Origin of the sequence: Sphingobacterium hungaricum (assembly GCF_015210005.1) — a bacterium.
GTDB classification, from domain to species: Bacteria; Bacteroidota; Bacteroidia; order Sphingobacteriales; family Sphingobacteriaceae; genus Sphingobacterium; species Sphingobacterium hungaricum.
The window spans coordinates 2,535,209-2,552,357 of record NZ_MU158698.1 but is presented as its reverse complement, the minus strand read 5'-3'; the positions used below and the strand labels follow the sequence as shown (position 1 = coordinate 2,552,357).

Genomic DNA, 17,149 nt, shown 5'->3' with positions numbered 1-17,149 from the left:
AAACAAATTGGATATAACCGAGATTGTTTTGTATTTATAATTTACGGTAACGTTAACGAATATAAATAAAATGATTTATTAAACAAAAATTATCAGTAAAAAATCTTTTTTAGATTGTCTACAGACTTAATTCGTGTAAAACATATAATTTTCCCTAGAAATTACATCTATGGGCATAAAATTCACCTTTTTTGGATCGATATGATGGATTAAATGCTGGTACAAGGCCATAATTCCTTTGTAACCCTGCTCATAAGGTTTCTGGCAGATCAAAAAATCAATCACATTTGTTTTCAGGTACTCAATATTTTCAGGCAAAAAGTCAAACCCAACTAAGGTCAAATGACTTAATCCACGTTCCTCCAGGTATTTGGCAACTGAAGAAACGCGTGAGTTTGTGACAAAGATCGCTGTGATATCGTGTTGCGAAGCAAAAAACTGATCCAATGCTTTTGCAATAAATACATAATCCGTATTGCGAATATCCAGTCGGTGCAATTCCTGAGAAAGTTCATGTTCCGAAAAGTATTCCCTTACTCCTTCTTCTTTTCGCAACAAATGATGATGTGCATCAATCTCTTTTGAAATATTGACCAACAAAACATTAGCCGATGCAGGGACAATGTAGCGCAACAAATGCCCGCCCATATACCCGCTTTGAAATAAATCAGGTCCGTAATACGCCAAACTATCTTGACCTGGAATATCCGAATTGATAAACACATACGGAATAGCGGACTGATGGCAAGACTGTATAAATTTTTTGGCCTTTGCCATAAACATCGGCGCTAATAAAACGGCCTGATAATCTTTTTCCAATATGGCATTTGCTTGAGATTCAAATGTGTTCTTATCATTTTGGTCGAATAGAAAGACATCTATACCTAAGCCATAAGGGCTTATTTCTGACGCTGCTTGTTGGATTCCTTCCAGTGGAGCATTCCAAAATGCAGACTCAGGCGAAGCTTTAGGTAAAAGCGCCGCTATTTTAAGCGTCTTATTGGATGACAAGGTGCGCGCAAAAATATTAGGCTGGTAATTGAGTTCTGCAATAATCGCCTCTATCTTTTCTTTCGTTGCTTTGGAAACCCCAGAACGTTTATGCAATACGCGATCGACAGTCGCAATTGACACATTCGCTCTGCGAGCAATTTCTTTAACGCCAATCAACGGCTTCTCTTGGTTTTCCTTCATTAATTCTTTACTTAGATTGTTTATTTAGCTGATAATGCAACACAATTCCTCCAACCATAGTTAGTTTCACTTGAATATCTTGATCAAATAAAACAATATCGGCATCCTTTTCAGGTTCCAATGAGCCTTTCTTTTCAGAAAGACCAACGATTCGCGCAGGCGTTGCTGTCATCATCTTTACAGCATCCTCCAGAGAAACTTTCGCTTCGCGAATCATCGTCCGCACTAGCCGATCGGCTGTTGCAACACTTCCGGCAAACGCAGATCGGTCGCTTAGCTTAGCAACTCCATCTTCCACAAGCACTTTCAAACCCGTTTCGATATTCCCCAACACACTCTCTCCTTCTGGCATTCCTGCCGAACGCATCGCATCAGTAACCAATGCAATCCGGTCAGCTCCTTTAATCTTAACGACCAATTGAAGCAAAGGAGCCGGAACATGTATGCCATCGGCAATAATTTCAACGTCCATCTCATCAATCAGGTAACCCGCTTCGACAGCACCGGCATACCGGTAAGCATTTCGACGGGTGACCCCAGACATGGCCGAATAAAAGTGTGTCGCCAAGGTAAATCCATGATTAAATCCCTCCAACACTTCCTCGTAAATAGCGTCTGTATGGGCTAAAGCCAAGATTTTCCCTTTTGATTTTACGTATTTCCCAAACTCCAATGCACCAGGCAATTCAGGCGCTGCGCTCCAGCGTGCAATAGCATCTGAATAATCCAAAATCCGCTTATATTCTTCTGGATCTGGATTCCGAATAAACTTTGGATTTTGTGCGCCACGCTGGTTCATCGAAAAATAAGGCCCTTCTAAATGGACTCCAATAAATTGAGCACCTTTCGTATTGCGCTCATTGGCAACGGCATAAGCGTCCAAAATCGAAAAAAGATCTTCTACATGGCTTGTCAACGTCGTGGGACTTAAAGCTGTTGTTCCATAGTTCACATGAGTTTCTGCAACTTTCAAAAATGCTTCGACCGTTCCGTCCATAAAATCAGCACCGCCACCTCCATGCACATGAATGTCTATAAATCCAGGAGAAATATAGAGCCCTTGAGCATCAATGCGTTCTACATCATCCGAAACTTCAATAATCCCATCACCGACCCCCACGATTTTACCCGAAACCACATACACATATCCATTGGATAGAATGCCTTCCGGAGTAATCACTTGTCCATTATGGATTAATTTTTTATGCATATCGAGTTTAAGCTGTAGGATTTATAAAAACGTTAACGTACACGAAAATATAAATTATTGTCTTATAAAACAAAAAAAGCTTTTGGCAGTAGCCAATAAACTTTACGTATTTAAATAAGAACCCAACCCTTACCCCCTAAAGCCAACGGCTTAAAGCATAAAGCTTAAATAATTTACCTAACTTTGCCCTTTATTCAATTAATACAATACACGTGTCTTTAGATAAATTAAAACTCAGCAAGCGTTTGCATGCCAACATCTCCGAGCTAGGCTATCTTTCTGCAAAGGAAATCCAACTAAAATCCATGTCACGCATTATCGGCGGACAGGATATTATTGGCATCGCTCCTGAAGGTGCAGGAAAAACGACAACCTACGTTCTGGGAGTTTTAATGCGTCTTAAATACACAAACGATGAAGCGCCCAAAGTCTTGGTTTTGGCTCCGAATCAAGAGCGGATCAATGAAATCGTTGAACGTTTCGAAGCTGTCAGCAAAAATAAAAGCCTAGCCATCATGGGGCTAAAAACAAGTGGCAGTATGGAGGAAGAGATTGAGGATTTAGTGGCTGGAGTGGATATCGTTGTGGCTACGCCCAACCGTGCGCGTGCGGTTTACCTTAAGCTGGGACTCAATTTAAACCGTATACAGACGTTTATCGTCGATGATGCAGAAGAAATTATCAAACAGGGAATGCAAACCCCGGTTCGGGAATTGGCACAAAGCTGTGGTAAAGTGCAATACTTGGCTTTCAGCACAGTAGAACATGAAAAACTGCATTTAATGCTGGATCCTTTTATGCCTTTTCCTACCATCATCGAAGTTGACGAATTAGGAGAAAAATCTGCTGAAACACATGAGCTTATGCTGTATCAGGTTCCGAATTTCACCACAAAGATTAACTTGCTAAATCTGTTGTTGCGCGACGATGAAGTATTTGATAAAGTCGTTGTATTCGTCAATAGTCGCTTGACTGCTCAGAAACTAAGCCAAAGCATCCATAGCAAAAAGGCGGGTGAAGTCGCTGTATTGCATCCATTATTTTTTGATGATGCAGGATTTGATGAAATCAATGATTTCAAGCAGACTCCTGAATGCCGTATTCTATTTATTGCAAATGAAGGCACAAGTACCCTAGACCTTAGCGGAATACCATTTATTTTCCACTTCGAAGTGCCGGAAAATAAAGAAACATTCCTTGCTCGAATGGTAAAAACCAATGATGAGGATGAGACAATCGCAATTACATTCGCCACGGATTTAGAATTGCCAGAAATCAAGAAAATCGAACAAGCATTGGGAGACCGAATCCCAGTGATGGATCTTCCCGACAAACTGATCGTGTATAGCATTGCCAAGGACGAAAAAAAGTCTAGCAAAAAAAATAGCCTCGACGAAACACAAGGCGGCGCTTTCCACAAGAAAAAGGAAAGCAATAGCAAAACCTATAACTATGGCGCCGGCACAAAAGCTAAAATGACCATGAAAAAGAAAAAGGGATAAGGTTATTTCTTTAGGAGATATAAAAAGCACAGGTAGTTCCTGTGCTTTTTTATTTTGATCAGGTTATCGATAGATATTTTTTTTATATCCAATAATCTGCTCTCTCAAATATCGACGAATCTGAAATATTTGAGTAATTTTAATACAAATGAAAAGAGAGAAAGTCTAATTGAAATGAAAGTATCACTTCTAATTATCGTGGCCGTTACTCAAATATGGATTGCTATTTCTTGTGCAAATCCAAATTCTCAAGATCAAAAAGCTTCAGTAAATGGAAACCCAATGCTTGAAACAGAACAAGACACAACGAAAGAAGCAAAAGCTGTCTATCTGGACACAACCCAAGTTTCACGTTTTACATTAGATAAGTTAGTCGCTGAGTACAAACCCCAGATTGATATTCAATACGATTTAGATAAAGCAAATTGGGGCGGTGATTTTAGAATCGAACTACGAAATTATTTTTCGGAAGACGAAATCTTTCCAAAAAACCCTCCTAAAACTCCTATCCTTATTCGAGAAGTGACCTGGAAAACAGCAAACGACCAGAACATTACCTATTGGTATCAAAAAGTGAATAACGATTGGAAATTTATATATAAATCTGATCCATATATAGATAGTACTGAATTTTAATTTGTGAAGACTTTTAAACCCTACTCCTTCAAATTAGCAATTGACTCTGGTTAAAAAAAGTTTAGGCAAACTGTCATATGGAATCGCTTAAACATTTCCTTGATCATCAATTCCTATAACATACCCATTTTCAGATCCTTGTAGATGATAACAGTTTTTGTATTGAATAGTTGAGCTATAGTTATCATTCTCTTGTTTAAGAGTTTAATTTTATAGATTTTCTATTAATAATTTCTTTAAACACCGACAATAGTCCTTTCACTCTTCCATTCATGCTCTATATTTTCCATTAGTAAAGCATTGTCAAATACAACAGAACGTTTCGGGAAAATTTCTTCATTCTCAAAAAAACTAGATTTGACTTTTGACACCGCAAGCGCCTTGACTTTCCATTGATAAGCCTTTAGCCTAAGCCCATCAAATTTGTTATTATTCGGTGAATAACCAAGATCGCCAGCTTCAAAAAAAGCCGAAGCATTGCTCAATGTTTCGAAAACAGATTGAGCATTCAGTTCCTCAGTTTCAACAGCATCTATGGCAATTTCTGTTTGATCAGAACTTTTAAAATCGATATGATAGCTTCCATTTTCCTCCTGGACATTAAACGCTGCCAGATGATGCTTTCCAGGAAATAATCTCCCACCGACTAGGGTATTTAAACGTAAAGAAGTATCTCTTCTAGGAATGTAAACACCAGACTTTTTCTCACCTTCCTCTACCCACTCGACAGCGATTCGATGAGCACCGTTTTCAGAACTTACACCAAAACAATTAGGCAAGCCCTTCGGTTTAATATCCTTTAACCTAATCAGGCAAATGCCAACAATAGCTTTATCTTTATATAATTTTGGCTTAAAGGGATAAGGAAGAATTTTTTCAACCGACTTTGGGTCAGCCGTAAAGTTTATCAAAATTCGTCGATCGATATATCCGTGTATCGCAGGGATTTTCATCTTTATCAGTTTTTAGGAATACGTATTCTACAAATCGAATTTACAAAATCAAATTAAAAATTATTGAATTTTGTGATGGTGAAATCCGCTCAACAACATCCCTCCATGTTTCTCAATCAAATCTAACAACCCCAAAGTCTGTCTCTTACGGCTTACAGCCTAAAGCCTACTGCCTATCGCCTACCGCCTACCGCCTAAAGCTTACTGCCTACCGAAAACCTATTCCTATACTCAATCGGCGTCAGACCCGTATGCTTCTTAAAAATATCCCGAAAAGCCTTCGTATCCGTATACCCCACATCGAACATAATTTCGCTCACATTCTTTTTCGATGCCTCAAAGAACGCTTTCGCCGCTTCAATCCGCACTCGCTGGATATAAGCCACAGGCGTATTGTTCGTCGCTTCCTTAAATCGCCTTTCGAACGTACGGCGTCCCGAAGGAATCAGGTCAGCCAATGTATCGATCGTTAATTTCTCCGTATATTTTTTCTCGATATAATCCTGCACCTTCTGAATATCCGAATCCCCATGATTCCGCTGTCCATTGAAAATAGCAAATTGCGACTGGCTGTCCCGGCTAATATCCAGTGCAAAATATTTAGAGATCAAAACCGCCGTTTGCCGATCCGCAAACTTTTCAACCAAGTACAGCAATAAATTCCACAAACTATTCGCCCCGCCGCTACTATAGATTGAGTCATATTCCGTAATAATTGCCCCATCCTCTACCTCAACAGAAGGATAGCGGGCTTTAAATTCATTGACATACGCCCAATGCGTCGAACAGGTCTTCCCATCGAGCAAGCCTGTTTCTGCCAAAAGAAATGCACCGATGCACAAGCTGGCAAGGCTCGTACCCTGTTCATGCAGTTTTTTCAAATAAGGAATTGCTTTCGCATTCGCTTTTAAGCATTTGCCGACATCCCCAAAGATGGGAGGAATAATAAGCAAATCGGTTGAAGATACATCTTTAAGCAATCGGTTTGTTTTTATGCTATACTCCCCATCATTCGCGGGAACCTGATGATGCAGTCCCACATATTCGACTTCAAAAATAGGCTTTTTGCCAAATGCTGTTAAAAAATCATTGGCAGTCTGAAAACACCTAAATGGAGGCGTAACACCTTCAATTGCTCCATACTCGGGCACATAGACAGAAATTCGCATAAGATTTCGAATTAGTATACTGCAAGATATACATTTGTTTTGTCATAATCTACCCCTAAGATTGTCATTTTCGCAATAGACAATCCCCTATTTTCTTCCGTAATTTTGGATATACAATTTATAAACAAGAACGATCACAATGGCACAGCAACAACAAATTACGGTAGAAGCAACGGTACAAGCTCCAGTAGCAAAAGTGTGGGATGCTTACAACAACGAAAAAGATATTGTACAATGGAATGCAGCGCATGAAAGCTGGCATTGCCCAAGCAGCGAAAACGACCTGCGCGTGGGCGGAAAATTCAAAAATAGAATGGAAGCCAAAGACGGCAGTTTCGGCTTTGACTTTGAAGGAACCTATGATGTAGTAGAATTGGATAAGCAAATTAACTACACAATGCCTGACGGAAGAGAAGTACAGACCTTATTTACAGCAACAAATGACAAAACTAAAATTGAAATTACCTTTGATCCTGAAACAGAAAATGACCCTGAATTTCAAAAACAAGGCTGGCAAGCCATCTTGGACAATTTTGTAAACTATGTTGAATCACAAAAATCATAAATCTAAACACCATGAAAAAAGATAAAACAATCTTCTGGATAGCGACTACGATTATCATTCTTTGGGAAGCCGTAATGCCTATCGCAACCATGATCTTCGCGCCAGAATATGGAACAGTTGGAACAAGAGCCTTAGGCTATCCCGATTATTTCGCATTCGCATTAATGATCTGCAAAGTGCTCGGTGTTATTGCCATTTCCTATCCCAAAACACCTGCTGTGCTAAAAGAATGGGCCTATGCAGGATTGAGCTTCAACCTGATTTTTGCGTTTATCAGCCATGCCTGTGTGGATCAAAACATTGGCTACATGTTGATGCCCCTAGTTTTTCTGGCTATCCTAGCTGTCTCTTACAGATACGATAAGAAAATCCACAACAACAGATCAGTAAGCTACGCATAAATAAACATTTACGATTTAAATTTTAAGACCATGAAAAAGAACACAGTTTCCATACATCGCATTATTCAAGCAAGTCCCGAAAAAGTATTTAGGGCCTTCTCTAATCCCGTTGCTCAGTCCTTTTGGTTGCCACCTTATGGCTTCCTTTGTACCGTAGAACAATTTGACTTCAAAGTCGAAGGAACGTATAAAATGACCTTTATCAATTTCACGACACAAAAAGCCCATTCTTTTGGAGGTACATTTCATGAAATAAAAGAAAATGAATTTATTCGCTTCAGCGATACCTTTGATGACCCTAATATGCCTGGGGAAATGACAAGCACTGTCCGTCTGCATCCAGTTTCCTGCGGTACGGAACTAGAGATTCTACAAGAAGGGATTCCAGATCAGATCCCTGCAGAAATGTGCTACTTAGGCTGGCAAGAATCGATCGAAAAATTAATCAAACTCGTAGAACCGAATATACCCGATGTTTAATCAGTCAGCATCCAGACATACCAGCAATACAAAAACAAGTGCCGTTTCCATTCACCTTATCAGTAAAAGTAAAACGGCACTTAAATCTATCAATCGTAATCCATCCATCGCTGCGACACCGCAACTTAAAGAATCTTCGTTTCAATAGGATTGCATCACTAAATCTTTGATTTTCATTCCTTATTCTTCCGTAAAATTTTGCACCTTTTTCGCGTCCTCCGCGATGATCTAAAATTTGGCAAGGTTTGACGCGGAGTTTCACAAAACATAAGTGGTATACCGCATATTCATTTGCGATAAAAGATTTAAAAGTCTTTCCAAATTTTTGAATCTACTATTTTGAACTTTAATGCCATTAGTCGTTTTAAAAAACTCGGTTTGGAATCTCCACTTTTAAGCAACAATTCCTTTCTTAAATTAGCTTCTCTTCATAATAAAACCGTTATAGCTTAGTTTTCCTAAAGCTTATTTAAATAAACATACACATCATTAGCTTTCTTTAAAACATAGTTGTTCCAAAATTCGGAATCATTTAAATTGTCTGCCGAAAAGTTCCAATTTGTTAGACTCCCTATTTGTTCGATAACTTGATTGCCAAACTCATCTTCAGGAATTTCTTTTGGTTGAAAATAAGTCCATTCATAAATATCAGATGATCCGTTTACGATCACATAATAACGCAATGTTTTTTTCCCTTTGTTGTCAGTGGCTAATATTGGGTTAATTGTTACTGAACGATCAATAGGAAACACGAGGGAGTGGACTGAAATATTGGTAAACTCCTTCGGATTGGTAGATTTTAGCTTTGAATAAAACTCAGAATATCGTGGTTCTGTTGTTTCGTAAAATTTTGCATTTTCTTCCTCAGCTTCTATTCTCAATGTATTCGCAACGATTTCATATTCACCGATATAAGGTCGATTATTCAATTCATCCGATTCCCATATCGTCTCGCCATATTTATCCCACTCTGGGTCCTTTTTCAAATCAACCACTTTAGCGAACAGCTCTGTTTCCCAAAAATCAGAATTATGCTCTGTTGAGTTTTCTTTGAAAAAATTCAAAGAAGCCAAACTGGAAAAATAATTTATTTTACCTTCTTCAAGGGAATTTGCCTCAAAATAAGTTGCATTTGATTTTTCAAAGTACCATCTATCCTTTCTTTTTACTGCCTTGACGATGTATGCATAAGTCTGAGGAATTTCTGCTAAAGATCCTTTATGATCCTTGCTTGAAATAATTTTTACTTGATTGTCCTTGTTGCTTTCTGTAAGCTCTTTAATATCTTGATTGGGCGCTTGTTTAATAAAAAAAGCAACAAACTTTGTTTGTGAAGGATCGATCAAAATCTGGTATTGATCATCTAGATTAATGTCTTCACCTGCATGAGGAAGTACCGATTTGAGAAAATCCTTATCGTACGGTTTTGATAAATAACTAGTTTTCAGCTCCTCAAGCCGAAGCAGAGCAAGTTCCTTATCCTTCTTTAATGCTGGACTATTCGAAGCTACTTCAAGTACAACATTTTCAAGAATTTGTGAAAGAGCATTATTAATTGGACAATCAATACTTTCGTTCTCACATCCAAATTCAAAACCTTGACTAAACCAATCACCTTCGTAATCGGCATTGATTAGAAGAGACTGGGATGCTTGATCGTATAATTGTACAGAAATTGTTGCGAAACCTATTCCCTGCTTTTTGTAAAGTGTAATTTTAGAAAAGTTAAGAACGTATTGCATCTTCGCGTCATCCGAAATTCTTTTTAATTCAACTACGCTTCCACCTGATTCTATTTTCGTCGGTAAAATCAACAAGTTTGGGAAACGTTCGAAGAATCGGTAAGTTAGATGGCTCTGTGCAATCATTGTTGCCTTTTTAGAAAAATCAAGGTCTTTATTAAACTCAATTTGGGCAAGCGCAATGATTTGCATGTTTTCTGGCTGGCTTTTAAATTCATCAGATTGAGAATAAGCTAACATTTCTTCAGATGTCTGGAACTTTGATAATTCCTTGCTTTTTTCTTTTACTTCGCTCTCGAAGACTTTGTCATATTTAAATTCCTTGGGAGCTAAAACTAAAATTTGAGGTTCATGTATTTGCGCTACGAGATTACATGCATAAGCAAGTACCGCAATCAATAGGCTGGCTTTCTTCATAACTTGGTTTACCACGCTTTTTAAATACAGCGCAAATATAGATAAATATTTTCTTAATAATTATCACCCATTAAACAACTTATTCCGCTTTATCGGCAATCCATTTCTTAATCTGTAAGCATGGAATAGCGTCGGAACATCATTTGTCCACGTTTTTAAAGTGAGAATAATCAATATAATCTCTAACCTAGTAATTACCTAATTCAATCTTTTCTTCCAAAATTGCCACCATTTCTTTTGTTTAGAATACATGATCTCTCCTATTAAAAAGCCTGGCTTTTCGATAAATAAATCTGTCATCGGCAGTTGGTTTTTATAAACAGTACTTTCTGTCGGACCTTCAAAACCATAGTCATCCAAAACAAGTAAAACGATTTCATTTTTTGAATAGTTTTCAGACAGAAATAATTCGAAATAGCATAGCGAATCAGTTTGGGTTTTGGCAGGCGTTCCCTTTATTTCTATACTAACATTCTTAATTGGTTGTTTTGAATCCTTCTCCATCAATAATCCAGATATCATTCGCTGTGTGCTGTCGTTGGTTATTTTATTCTTAATTACCTTGGGAAAAGAATGGATCGATTGATAATCCCGATTATATTCAGTCAAAACAGCAGGATTTTCAGAAGCGTGCAAATTAGCAGAGGACAAGAACAAAAAAATACTTGCCACAATTTTATAACGGTTGTTTATTTTCGATTTATCTTGAATAGAAATAATTCGATTGATCTGTTCACGGCTCAACCTTCCACAAGTCGGTCCATCAGATTTATTTAGAAAATGAATAATCGCCTCATCAGGCCAATTTAAAAAATCAAAAACATCCCGATTGCATAGAGAACAAGACTTTCCTTTTTCAATCGCGGACATTTCATTCCAATTTATCTTTTTGCAAGGAGTTTCTATATTAATCTTATAACTTGTTTGCATAATATGCCTTAAAAAATTATCTAATCTATTTAAACAAATAAGGAACAAATGCTGGGTCTTGTTTTTCATTGTAATATTTCGCCGGAATCATCAGTTTTCCTTTTGGCATCGCCACACCATTATAATCAAAATAAGCACTCAGGCGTTTATCCGTATAAAAAAAGAACGACAATAGTTTCTGGTTTCCGAAATAAGCCCAGTTAGGTTTGGTATCTACTAACGTTGCGATTTCGGTCACTTGATTATCTGCTTCCTTTCTGACAAAATAATATTCTTGAGTACCATAATTTCCTCTTGATTTTAGGATACGCTTAATCGCATACGTTTCATTTAAATCTACGCTGTGATCATCTCCTGTTTGTTTGATAATCCCTCCTCCTATGCTCGGACTGGCGATCAGATAGTTTCCGACCTTAGCAGATTTTTGGAAGATTTTACTGAGTTCTTCTTCGCTCGTCTTAGTTGTTCCCACAAGCTTTAAATCCTTATCATAAATATTGGCATAAAACTCATCCTCATTTCCATCATTATCTATTGGCGTGATTACTGGCGGGGGTAATTTTCCATTAGCAACCGCTGGAGCTTGTTTTGTTTCTGCTACCGGCTTCGTCGTTAAAACAGCGATTCCTATTGCAAAGTTGCGGCGATAATAACTGCTATCGATGTAAGTACCCACGGTTTCGATTGTGTAGGATTTTTTTATTTTCGATTCTTTAATTAACTTGTTATCTACCAATTTCCAAACCTCTTTGTCGTAATCTTCTAGTTCAGCAAAAAACAATTGTGTTGGATATTTGCCAAGTGTATCATATAATTTAGTTCCGCTTACCTCAGTATATTTCTGATCGAAGGCAAATGATTTGTTGGATAAAGGCGACGCCAAAATGCTTTTATTATCTTTATGGAAATGGTACCATGCCGTATCAGCAATCCTCATCACAGGATCATCATCGATTAGATCGCCCAAGTCGATTTTCTTTGCCGTTTGAGGATCCATCAACCAATAGGTAAACTTGGGATAATCCGCATCCTTGATTCGATCTCCAATAATATAATACCTAAAATCATTCTTGTTGTAGATCAAATCGTACTTTCCTGGTTCAGCAAATTCATTGCCTAGCGTATCCATTAATCCATATTCACTATCGACCGAAAACGGAATGTAAAGCGGACGGACAGGTGTTTTGCTTTGTCCAAATAGCATGGTTTGGATCACAAAGACAAGGATTAGAACGATATTGATTTTCATGATTGACTGGTTTTATGTTGTTGAATTTTAGTAGGACTAATTATTTAATCACTTAACAAGATTCATATTACCCAAATATGTCGAATTCGAAGCGTAACTCAAAAGTAAAAAACTTTTTAAAGTAAAAAATCAAATTTAAAAAAGTAAAAAAAACTTTCTAGACATTAATCATTTGATTATCCAAAACTTCAATCCAAATCCTTATTCCTTAATCTTTGCTCCTTATTCATAAAGAGACTACTTACATCACCTTTATAACCCGCATCACCCCCATCACTCAAACCTCCAACAATTTTTTAACTTTTAATTTTTACTTTTTAATTATTTAAACTAAATTTGCAACGTACTTCGAACGTAGTACACTAATCAACACCTTCCACAAGTCGGTCTTGATTTATAAAGAAGTGGCGAGAGACTGGCTCTATGACCCACTGGCAACCATCAAACAATTTGAAAAGGTGCCAAATCCTGTCTGAAGCAATGTCGCTTTAGAGCATATAAATTTTAAAGACTATGCAACACTACATTACAGCAATTAACACGCAAGGTCAAACAGCAGGTTTGGCAAGCATTACGTTATGTTGTCCTATGCGAATGCGTAGGTCGTCTATGATCGCCAAGTAATTTCGGTATGAAATTATTCGTTTAGCAATCATGTTCTAAGACGACCAATCATCGAGCGTACTGTTAATTATTTTCACAAGAACCATCATTAAATACTATACAATGTCAGATTTAAAAAACCTAAACTTCGAAACCCTACAAGTTCATGCTGGTCAGGAAGCTGATCCAACTACTGGAGCGCGCGCGCTTCCTATATACCAAACAACTTCTTATGTTTTTCAAAATGCGGAACATGGAGCAAACCTGTTTGCTTTAAAAGAATTCGGAAATATCTATACACGGATTATGAATCCGACAACGGATGTATTTGAAAAACGCATTGCTGCCTTAGAAGGCGGTGTTGCAGCTGTTGCTGTTTCGTCTGGACAAGCGGCTCAATTTATTGCACTGAACAACATTTTAGAAAGCGGTGATAATTTTATTGCTGATGTGAATCTTTACGGTGGAACCTACAATCAGTTCAAAGTAGCTTTTAAGCGCTTAGGCATTGAAGTCCGTTTTATTGATACACAAGATCTTTCCAAACTGGAAGCTGCTGTGGATGAAAAAACCAAAGCAATCTATGTGGAGACGATTGGAAACCCAAGCTACAGCATTCCTGATTTTGATGCGATTGCTTCATTAGCCAAGAAACATGACTTGCCATTGATCGTGGATAACACTTTCGGTGCTGGCGGTTATTTATTTAAGCCTTTCGAGCATGGAGCAAATGTAGTTGTGGAATCCGCAACCAAATGGATCGGCGGACATGGCACAAGCATTGGTGGCGTGATTATCGACGGCGGAAATTACAATTGGGGAAATGGAAAATTCAAACAGTTTTCAGAACCATCAGAAGGCTATCATGGTTTGGTATTTTCGGATGTTTTCGGAGTGAACGGTCCTTTCGGAAATATTCAATTTGCTATTCGGGCACGTGTTGAAGGTTTGCGTGATTTCGGTCCTGCCCTATCCCCTTTCAATTCATTTTTATTGGTTCAAGGAATAGAAACTTTATCGCTTCGCGTCCAACGCCATATCGATAATGCATTGAATGTTGCACAATGGCTGGAAGCACATCCACAAGTAGAGAAAGTCAGCTATCCAGGATTGAAGAATCATCCTTATCATCAATTGGCACAAAAATATCTGAAGAATGGCTTTGGTTCTGTGTTATCATTTACGATCAAAGGAACTGCTGATAAAGCCAATCAATTTATCGATTCACTGGAGTTGGTTAGCCATTTGGCAAATGTTGGCGACGCCAAAACGTTGATTATTCATCCTGCGGCAACGACACATCAGCAATTATCGGAGGAAGAACAACGTGCGGCAGGCGTATTGCCAGGTCAATTAAGACTTTCGGTGGGCATCGAGCACATCGACGATATCAAAGCAGATTTACAGCAAGCATTTGACAAAATAAAATAAGTACGACCGCAAGAATGGAATCGGACATGAAAAGGAAGCAGAGTAAGTAAGATGAGCGTTAAAAATTTCAACTATAATCAGCCGTTCGTTTTTGAGAGCGGAGCTGTAATTGACGGATTGCAAATTGCCTATCATACTTATGGAGAGTTAAATTCCGAACGCAATAATGTGGTTTGGGTCTGTCATGCGCTGACAGCAAATTCAGATGTATTGGATTGGTGGCCAGGATTATTTGGCGAGCAGGATTTATTTAATCCGAACGATTATTTTATCGTGTGCGCCAATATTTTGGGTTCACATTATGGAACGACAAATCCGTTGAGCACCAATCCGGCTACAGGTGAGCCCTATTATTTGAGTTTTCCGAATTTTACGATTCGGGATATTGTCAAAGGCAATCAATTGTTAGCCGATCATCTAGGAATTGCTGCAATTGACGTGTTGATCGGTGGCTCTTTAGGAGGCCAGCAAGTCTTGGAATGGGCAGTTGCAAAAACAATTAAGATCAACCATCTGATTGCGATCGGAACAAATGCACAGTTCTCACCTTGGGGCGTCGCATTCAATGAAAGCCAGCGTCTGGCAATTGAAGCGGATGCTACGTTTTTTGACAAGAAAATCAATGGCGGCGACAAAGGCCTGAAAGCCGCGCGAAGCATTGCATTGATTTCTTACCGAACATATACAGCATACAATACAACGCAGTCTGAAACGGATTCGGAAAAAACGGATGAATATAAAGCGTCCTCTTATCAGGCTTATCAAGGCGATAAATTGGTCAAGCGTTTCAACGCATACAGCTATTGGTATTTGACCAAAGCAATGGACAGCCATCATTTAGGTAGAAATAGAAAATCTGTGGAAGATGCGTTGGCAAGCATCAGCGCTAAAAGCTTGGTAATCGGTATTCCTTCGGATGTGCTATTTCCTTCATCGGAGCAGGAATTTATTGCGAAGCATATTCCAAATGCATCTTACTACGCATTGGAATCTTTCTTTGGACATGATGGTTTCCTGATTGAAACCAAAACATTGACGCAGGTCATCCAACAATTTCTACAGAATAGATCAATCGACAAAACAGAACAAGTTAACATTGCATAATTCAATAACATACATTTTAAAAAGTACATGAGTAAGAGACTGACATTAGGAATTTTTGGGTTTGGAGTAGTTGGGCAGGGTTTATATGATATTATTAAAACCAAGGACCTTAACCTTAGCATTAAAAAATTTGTGATCAAAGATCCGACTAAAGAACGCTCTCTTCCGGCTTCTTTGTTTACCACCGATGCGTCGGTTATTTTAGATGATCCAGAAATAAATACCGTTGTTGAATTGATTAACGATGCTGATGCAGCGTATGATATCACCGTTCGCGCGCTTCGTTCAGGAAAGAACGTAGTGTCCGCAAACAAAAAAATGATTGCTACGCATCTGGAAGAATTGGTCAAAATCCAGCAGGAACATGGAACTTCTTTATTGTATGAAGGTGCGGTGTGCGGAAGTATTCCGATTATTCGGAATTTGGAAGAGTATTATGACAACGAGCTATTGCATTCTGTAAGTGGAATTTTCAATGGATCGTCAAATTACATTTTGTCAAAAATATTTAATGAGAAACAATCCTACGAAGTCGCATTGAAGAAAGCGCAGGATTTAGGTTTTGCTGAAACGGATCCTACATTGGATGTTGGTGGTTACGATCCAAAATACAAACTGGCAATCGTTGCGTCGCATGCTTACGGATTGTACATCAATCCCGATGAAATCTTGAACCTTGGAATTGATAAACTAGGCAACTCAGATATTCAATTTGCGAACGAAAAAAATTACAAAATCAAATTGATTCCTTTAGCGAAAGAAGTGGATTCAAAACATGTGGTTTTATATGTTCTTCCGAAATTTATCCGCAAGGATAATATTTTAAGCAACGTGGAGAATGAATACAATGGCGTTTTGGTTAAAGCGGCATTTGCAGACGAGCAATTCTTTTACGGAAAAGGCGCTGGCGGCCACCCTACAGGTTCCGCTGTATTATCAGATATTACGGCTTTGCGTTATGATTACCGTTATGAATACAAAAAGCATTTGGAATCGCAGCAAGTTGAATACAGCACGGATTATCAATTAGAGGTGTATTTCCGCTACGCGGATGAAAAAACGTTGGAACAAATCCAATTCGACAGCATCTCAGAACGTTATTACGCAGAAAACTTTAAGTACGTGATTGCAAAAATCAATCTTCAAGAAATTATTAAAAAGCGGGATTTGATCCATCAAGATGGAAACTTTTTAGCAGAAATTATCTAAACCAATAATTAACTAAAGTACAATTAAAGCCATCTGGAAATTAATTTCAGGTGGTTTTTTTTAAAGTAAAAAGTAAAAATTCAAAAACCTTTCTGGGTATTAATCCATTTGCTAGCGCACGCGTTTCGCGTGTGCTTATTCCTCTAATCCTAAAGCGGGAATTATTCGGAAAGTTCTTCCGCATTTTTTAATTTTTACTTCTGAATTTTGAATTTTACTCCGTGTCTTTTGCGCCTTCTCAGCGTCTTCTGCGGTCCTTTCGTTTGAGAAGGTTATACACAGAGTTTCACAGAGGATATCACAGAGTTTCGCAGAGCTATGCGCCACACTCTAAATACTATATACTAACTACTA

The 17,149-nt window shown here is 38.2% G+C and carries 15 protein-coding genes and 1 riboswitch; of the genes, 8 read left to right on the top strand and 7 right to left on the bottom strand.

The window, feature by feature from the left end; translation table 11 throughout:
* Window positions 1-126 precede the first annotated feature (126 nt).
* Both C4F49_RS14300 and nagA read right to left on the bottom strand, forming a co-directional pair.
* Window positions 127-1,194 carry a LacI family DNA-binding transcriptional regulator gene (locus tag C4F49_RS14300; RefSeq protein ID WP_196936525.1) on the bottom strand — a complete coding sequence of 356 codons (1,068 nt, stop codon included), beginning with the start codon at window positions 1,192-1,194 and terminating at the stop codon, window positions 127-129.
* A 7-nt stretch (window positions 1,195-1,201) separates the two neighbouring features.
* Window positions 1,202-2,404 (bottom strand): N-acetylglucosamine-6-phosphate deacetylase, encoded by a 1,203-nt coding sequence (gene nagA / locus C4F49_RS14295; protein ID WP_196936524.1) that lies wholly within the window; start codon window positions 2,402-2,404, stop codon window positions 1,202-1,204.
* A 212-nt stretch (window positions 2,405-2,616) separates the two neighbouring features.
* Here nagA and C4F49_RS14290 point away from each other — a divergent pair, with 212 nt between their 5' ends.
* Both C4F49_RS14290 and C4F49_RS14285 read left to right on the top strand, forming a co-directional pair.
* Window positions 2,617-3,906: a DEAD/DEAH box helicase gene (locus C4F49_RS14290; RefSeq protein WP_196936523.1), complete on the top strand. Its 1,290-nt coding sequence runs from the start codon at window positions 2,617-2,619 to the stop codon at window positions 3,904-3,906.
* Window positions 3,907-4,080: 174 nt separating this feature from the next.
* A complete protein-coding gene (locus C4F49_RS14285) occupies window positions 4,081-4,542 on the top strand; it encodes a hypothetical protein (protein ID WP_196936522.1) in 462 nt (153 codons plus the stop codon).
* Window positions 4,543-4,778: 236 nt separating this feature from the next.
* Here C4F49_RS14285 and C4F49_RS14280 read toward each other — a convergent pair whose 3' ends face one another.
* Together C4F49_RS14280 and C4F49_RS14275 are read right to left on the bottom strand one after the other, a co-directional pair.
* On the bottom strand, window positions 4,779-5,495 hold the full coding sequence (locus C4F49_RS14280) for a DUF2071 domain-containing protein (protein WP_196936521.1): 717 nt from the start codon (window positions 5,493-5,495) through the stop codon (window positions 4,779-4,781).
* Between the two features lie 194 nt (window positions 5,496-5,689).
* A complete protein-coding gene (locus C4F49_RS14275; protein ID WP_196936520.1) occupies window positions 5,690-6,664 on the bottom strand; it encodes a GlxA family transcriptional regulator in 975 nt (324 codons plus the stop codon).
* 139 nt (window positions 6,665-6,803) lie between these two features.
* On the opposite strand from C4F49_RS14275, the gene C4F49_RS14270 reads away from it, so the two are divergent.
* Genes C4F49_RS14270 through C4F49_RS14260 form a run of 3 tightly spaced genes read left to right on the top strand, consistent with a single transcriptional unit; the run spans window position 6,804 to window position 8,110 of the window.
* Entirely contained in the window at window positions 6,804-7,229 is a 426-nt protein-coding gene (locus tag C4F49_RS14270) for an SRPBCC family protein (RefSeq protein WP_196936519.1), read from the top strand.
* Window positions 7,230-7,240: 11 nt separating this feature from the next.
* Complete coding sequence (locus C4F49_RS14265) at window positions 7,241-7,630, top strand: DoxX family protein (RefSeq protein WP_196936518.1); 390 nt, start codon at window positions 7,241-7,243, stop codon at window positions 7,628-7,630.
* A 30-nt stretch (window positions 7,631-7,660) separates the two neighbouring features.
* The gene (locus C4F49_RS14260; RefSeq protein WP_196936517.1) at window positions 7,661-8,110 is read left to right on the top strand and encodes an SRPBCC family protein; all 450 of its coding nucleotides are present in this window, start codon (window positions 7,661-7,663) and stop codon (window positions 8,108-8,110) included.
* A gap of 458 nt (window positions 8,111-8,568) precedes the next feature.
* Here the strand turns inward: C4F49_RS14260 and C4F49_RS14250 are convergent, their stop codons facing one another.
* From C4F49_RS14250 to C4F49_RS14240, 3 genes are all read right to left on the bottom strand, one after another.
* Window positions 8,569-10,269 (bottom strand): hypothetical protein, encoded by a 1,701-nt coding sequence (locus tag C4F49_RS14250; protein WP_196936515.1) that lies wholly within the window; start codon window positions 10,267-10,269, stop codon window positions 8,569-8,571.
* 198 nt (window positions 10,270-10,467) lie between these two features.
* On the bottom strand, window positions 10,468-11,139 hold the full coding sequence (locus C4F49_RS14245; RefSeq protein WP_196936514.1) for a peptidase associated/transthyretin-like domain-containing protein: 672 nt from the start codon (window positions 11,137-11,139) through the stop codon (window positions 10,468-10,470).
* Window positions 11,140-11,224: 85 nt separating this feature from the next.
* A complete protein-coding gene (locus tag C4F49_RS14240) occupies window positions 11,225-12,448 on the bottom strand; it encodes a hypothetical protein (RefSeq protein WP_196936513.1) in 1,224 nt (407 codons plus the stop codon).
* A 391-nt stretch (window positions 12,449-12,839) separates the two neighbouring features.
* Window positions 12,840-12,952, top strand: a riboswitch (SAM riboswitch).
* A 222-nt stretch (window positions 12,953-13,174) separates the two neighbouring features.
* Here C4F49_RS14240 and C4F49_RS14235 point away from each other — a divergent pair.
* From C4F49_RS14235 to C4F49_RS14225, 3 genes are read left to right on the top strand one after another with little or no spacing between them, the layout of a single operon-like run.
* Window positions 13,175-14,482 (top strand): O-acetylhomoserine aminocarboxypropyltransferase/cysteine synthase family protein, encoded by a 1,308-nt coding sequence (locus tag C4F49_RS14235; protein WP_196936512.1) that lies wholly within the window; start codon window positions 13,175-13,177, stop codon window positions 14,480-14,482.
* A 51-nt stretch (window positions 14,483-14,533) separates the two neighbouring features.
* Complete coding sequence (locus C4F49_RS14230) at window positions 14,534-15,586, top strand: homoserine O-acetyltransferase family protein (RefSeq protein ID WP_196936511.1); 1,053 nt, start codon at window positions 14,534-14,536, stop codon at window positions 15,584-15,586.
* A 27-nt stretch (window positions 15,587-15,613) separates the two neighbouring features.
* Window positions 15,614-16,795: a homoserine dehydrogenase gene (locus C4F49_RS14225; protein ID WP_196936510.1), complete on the top strand. Its 1,182-nt coding sequence runs from the start codon at window positions 15,614-15,616 to the stop codon at window positions 16,793-16,795.
* The last annotated feature ends 354 nt before the right edge of the window (window positions 16,796-17,149 follow it).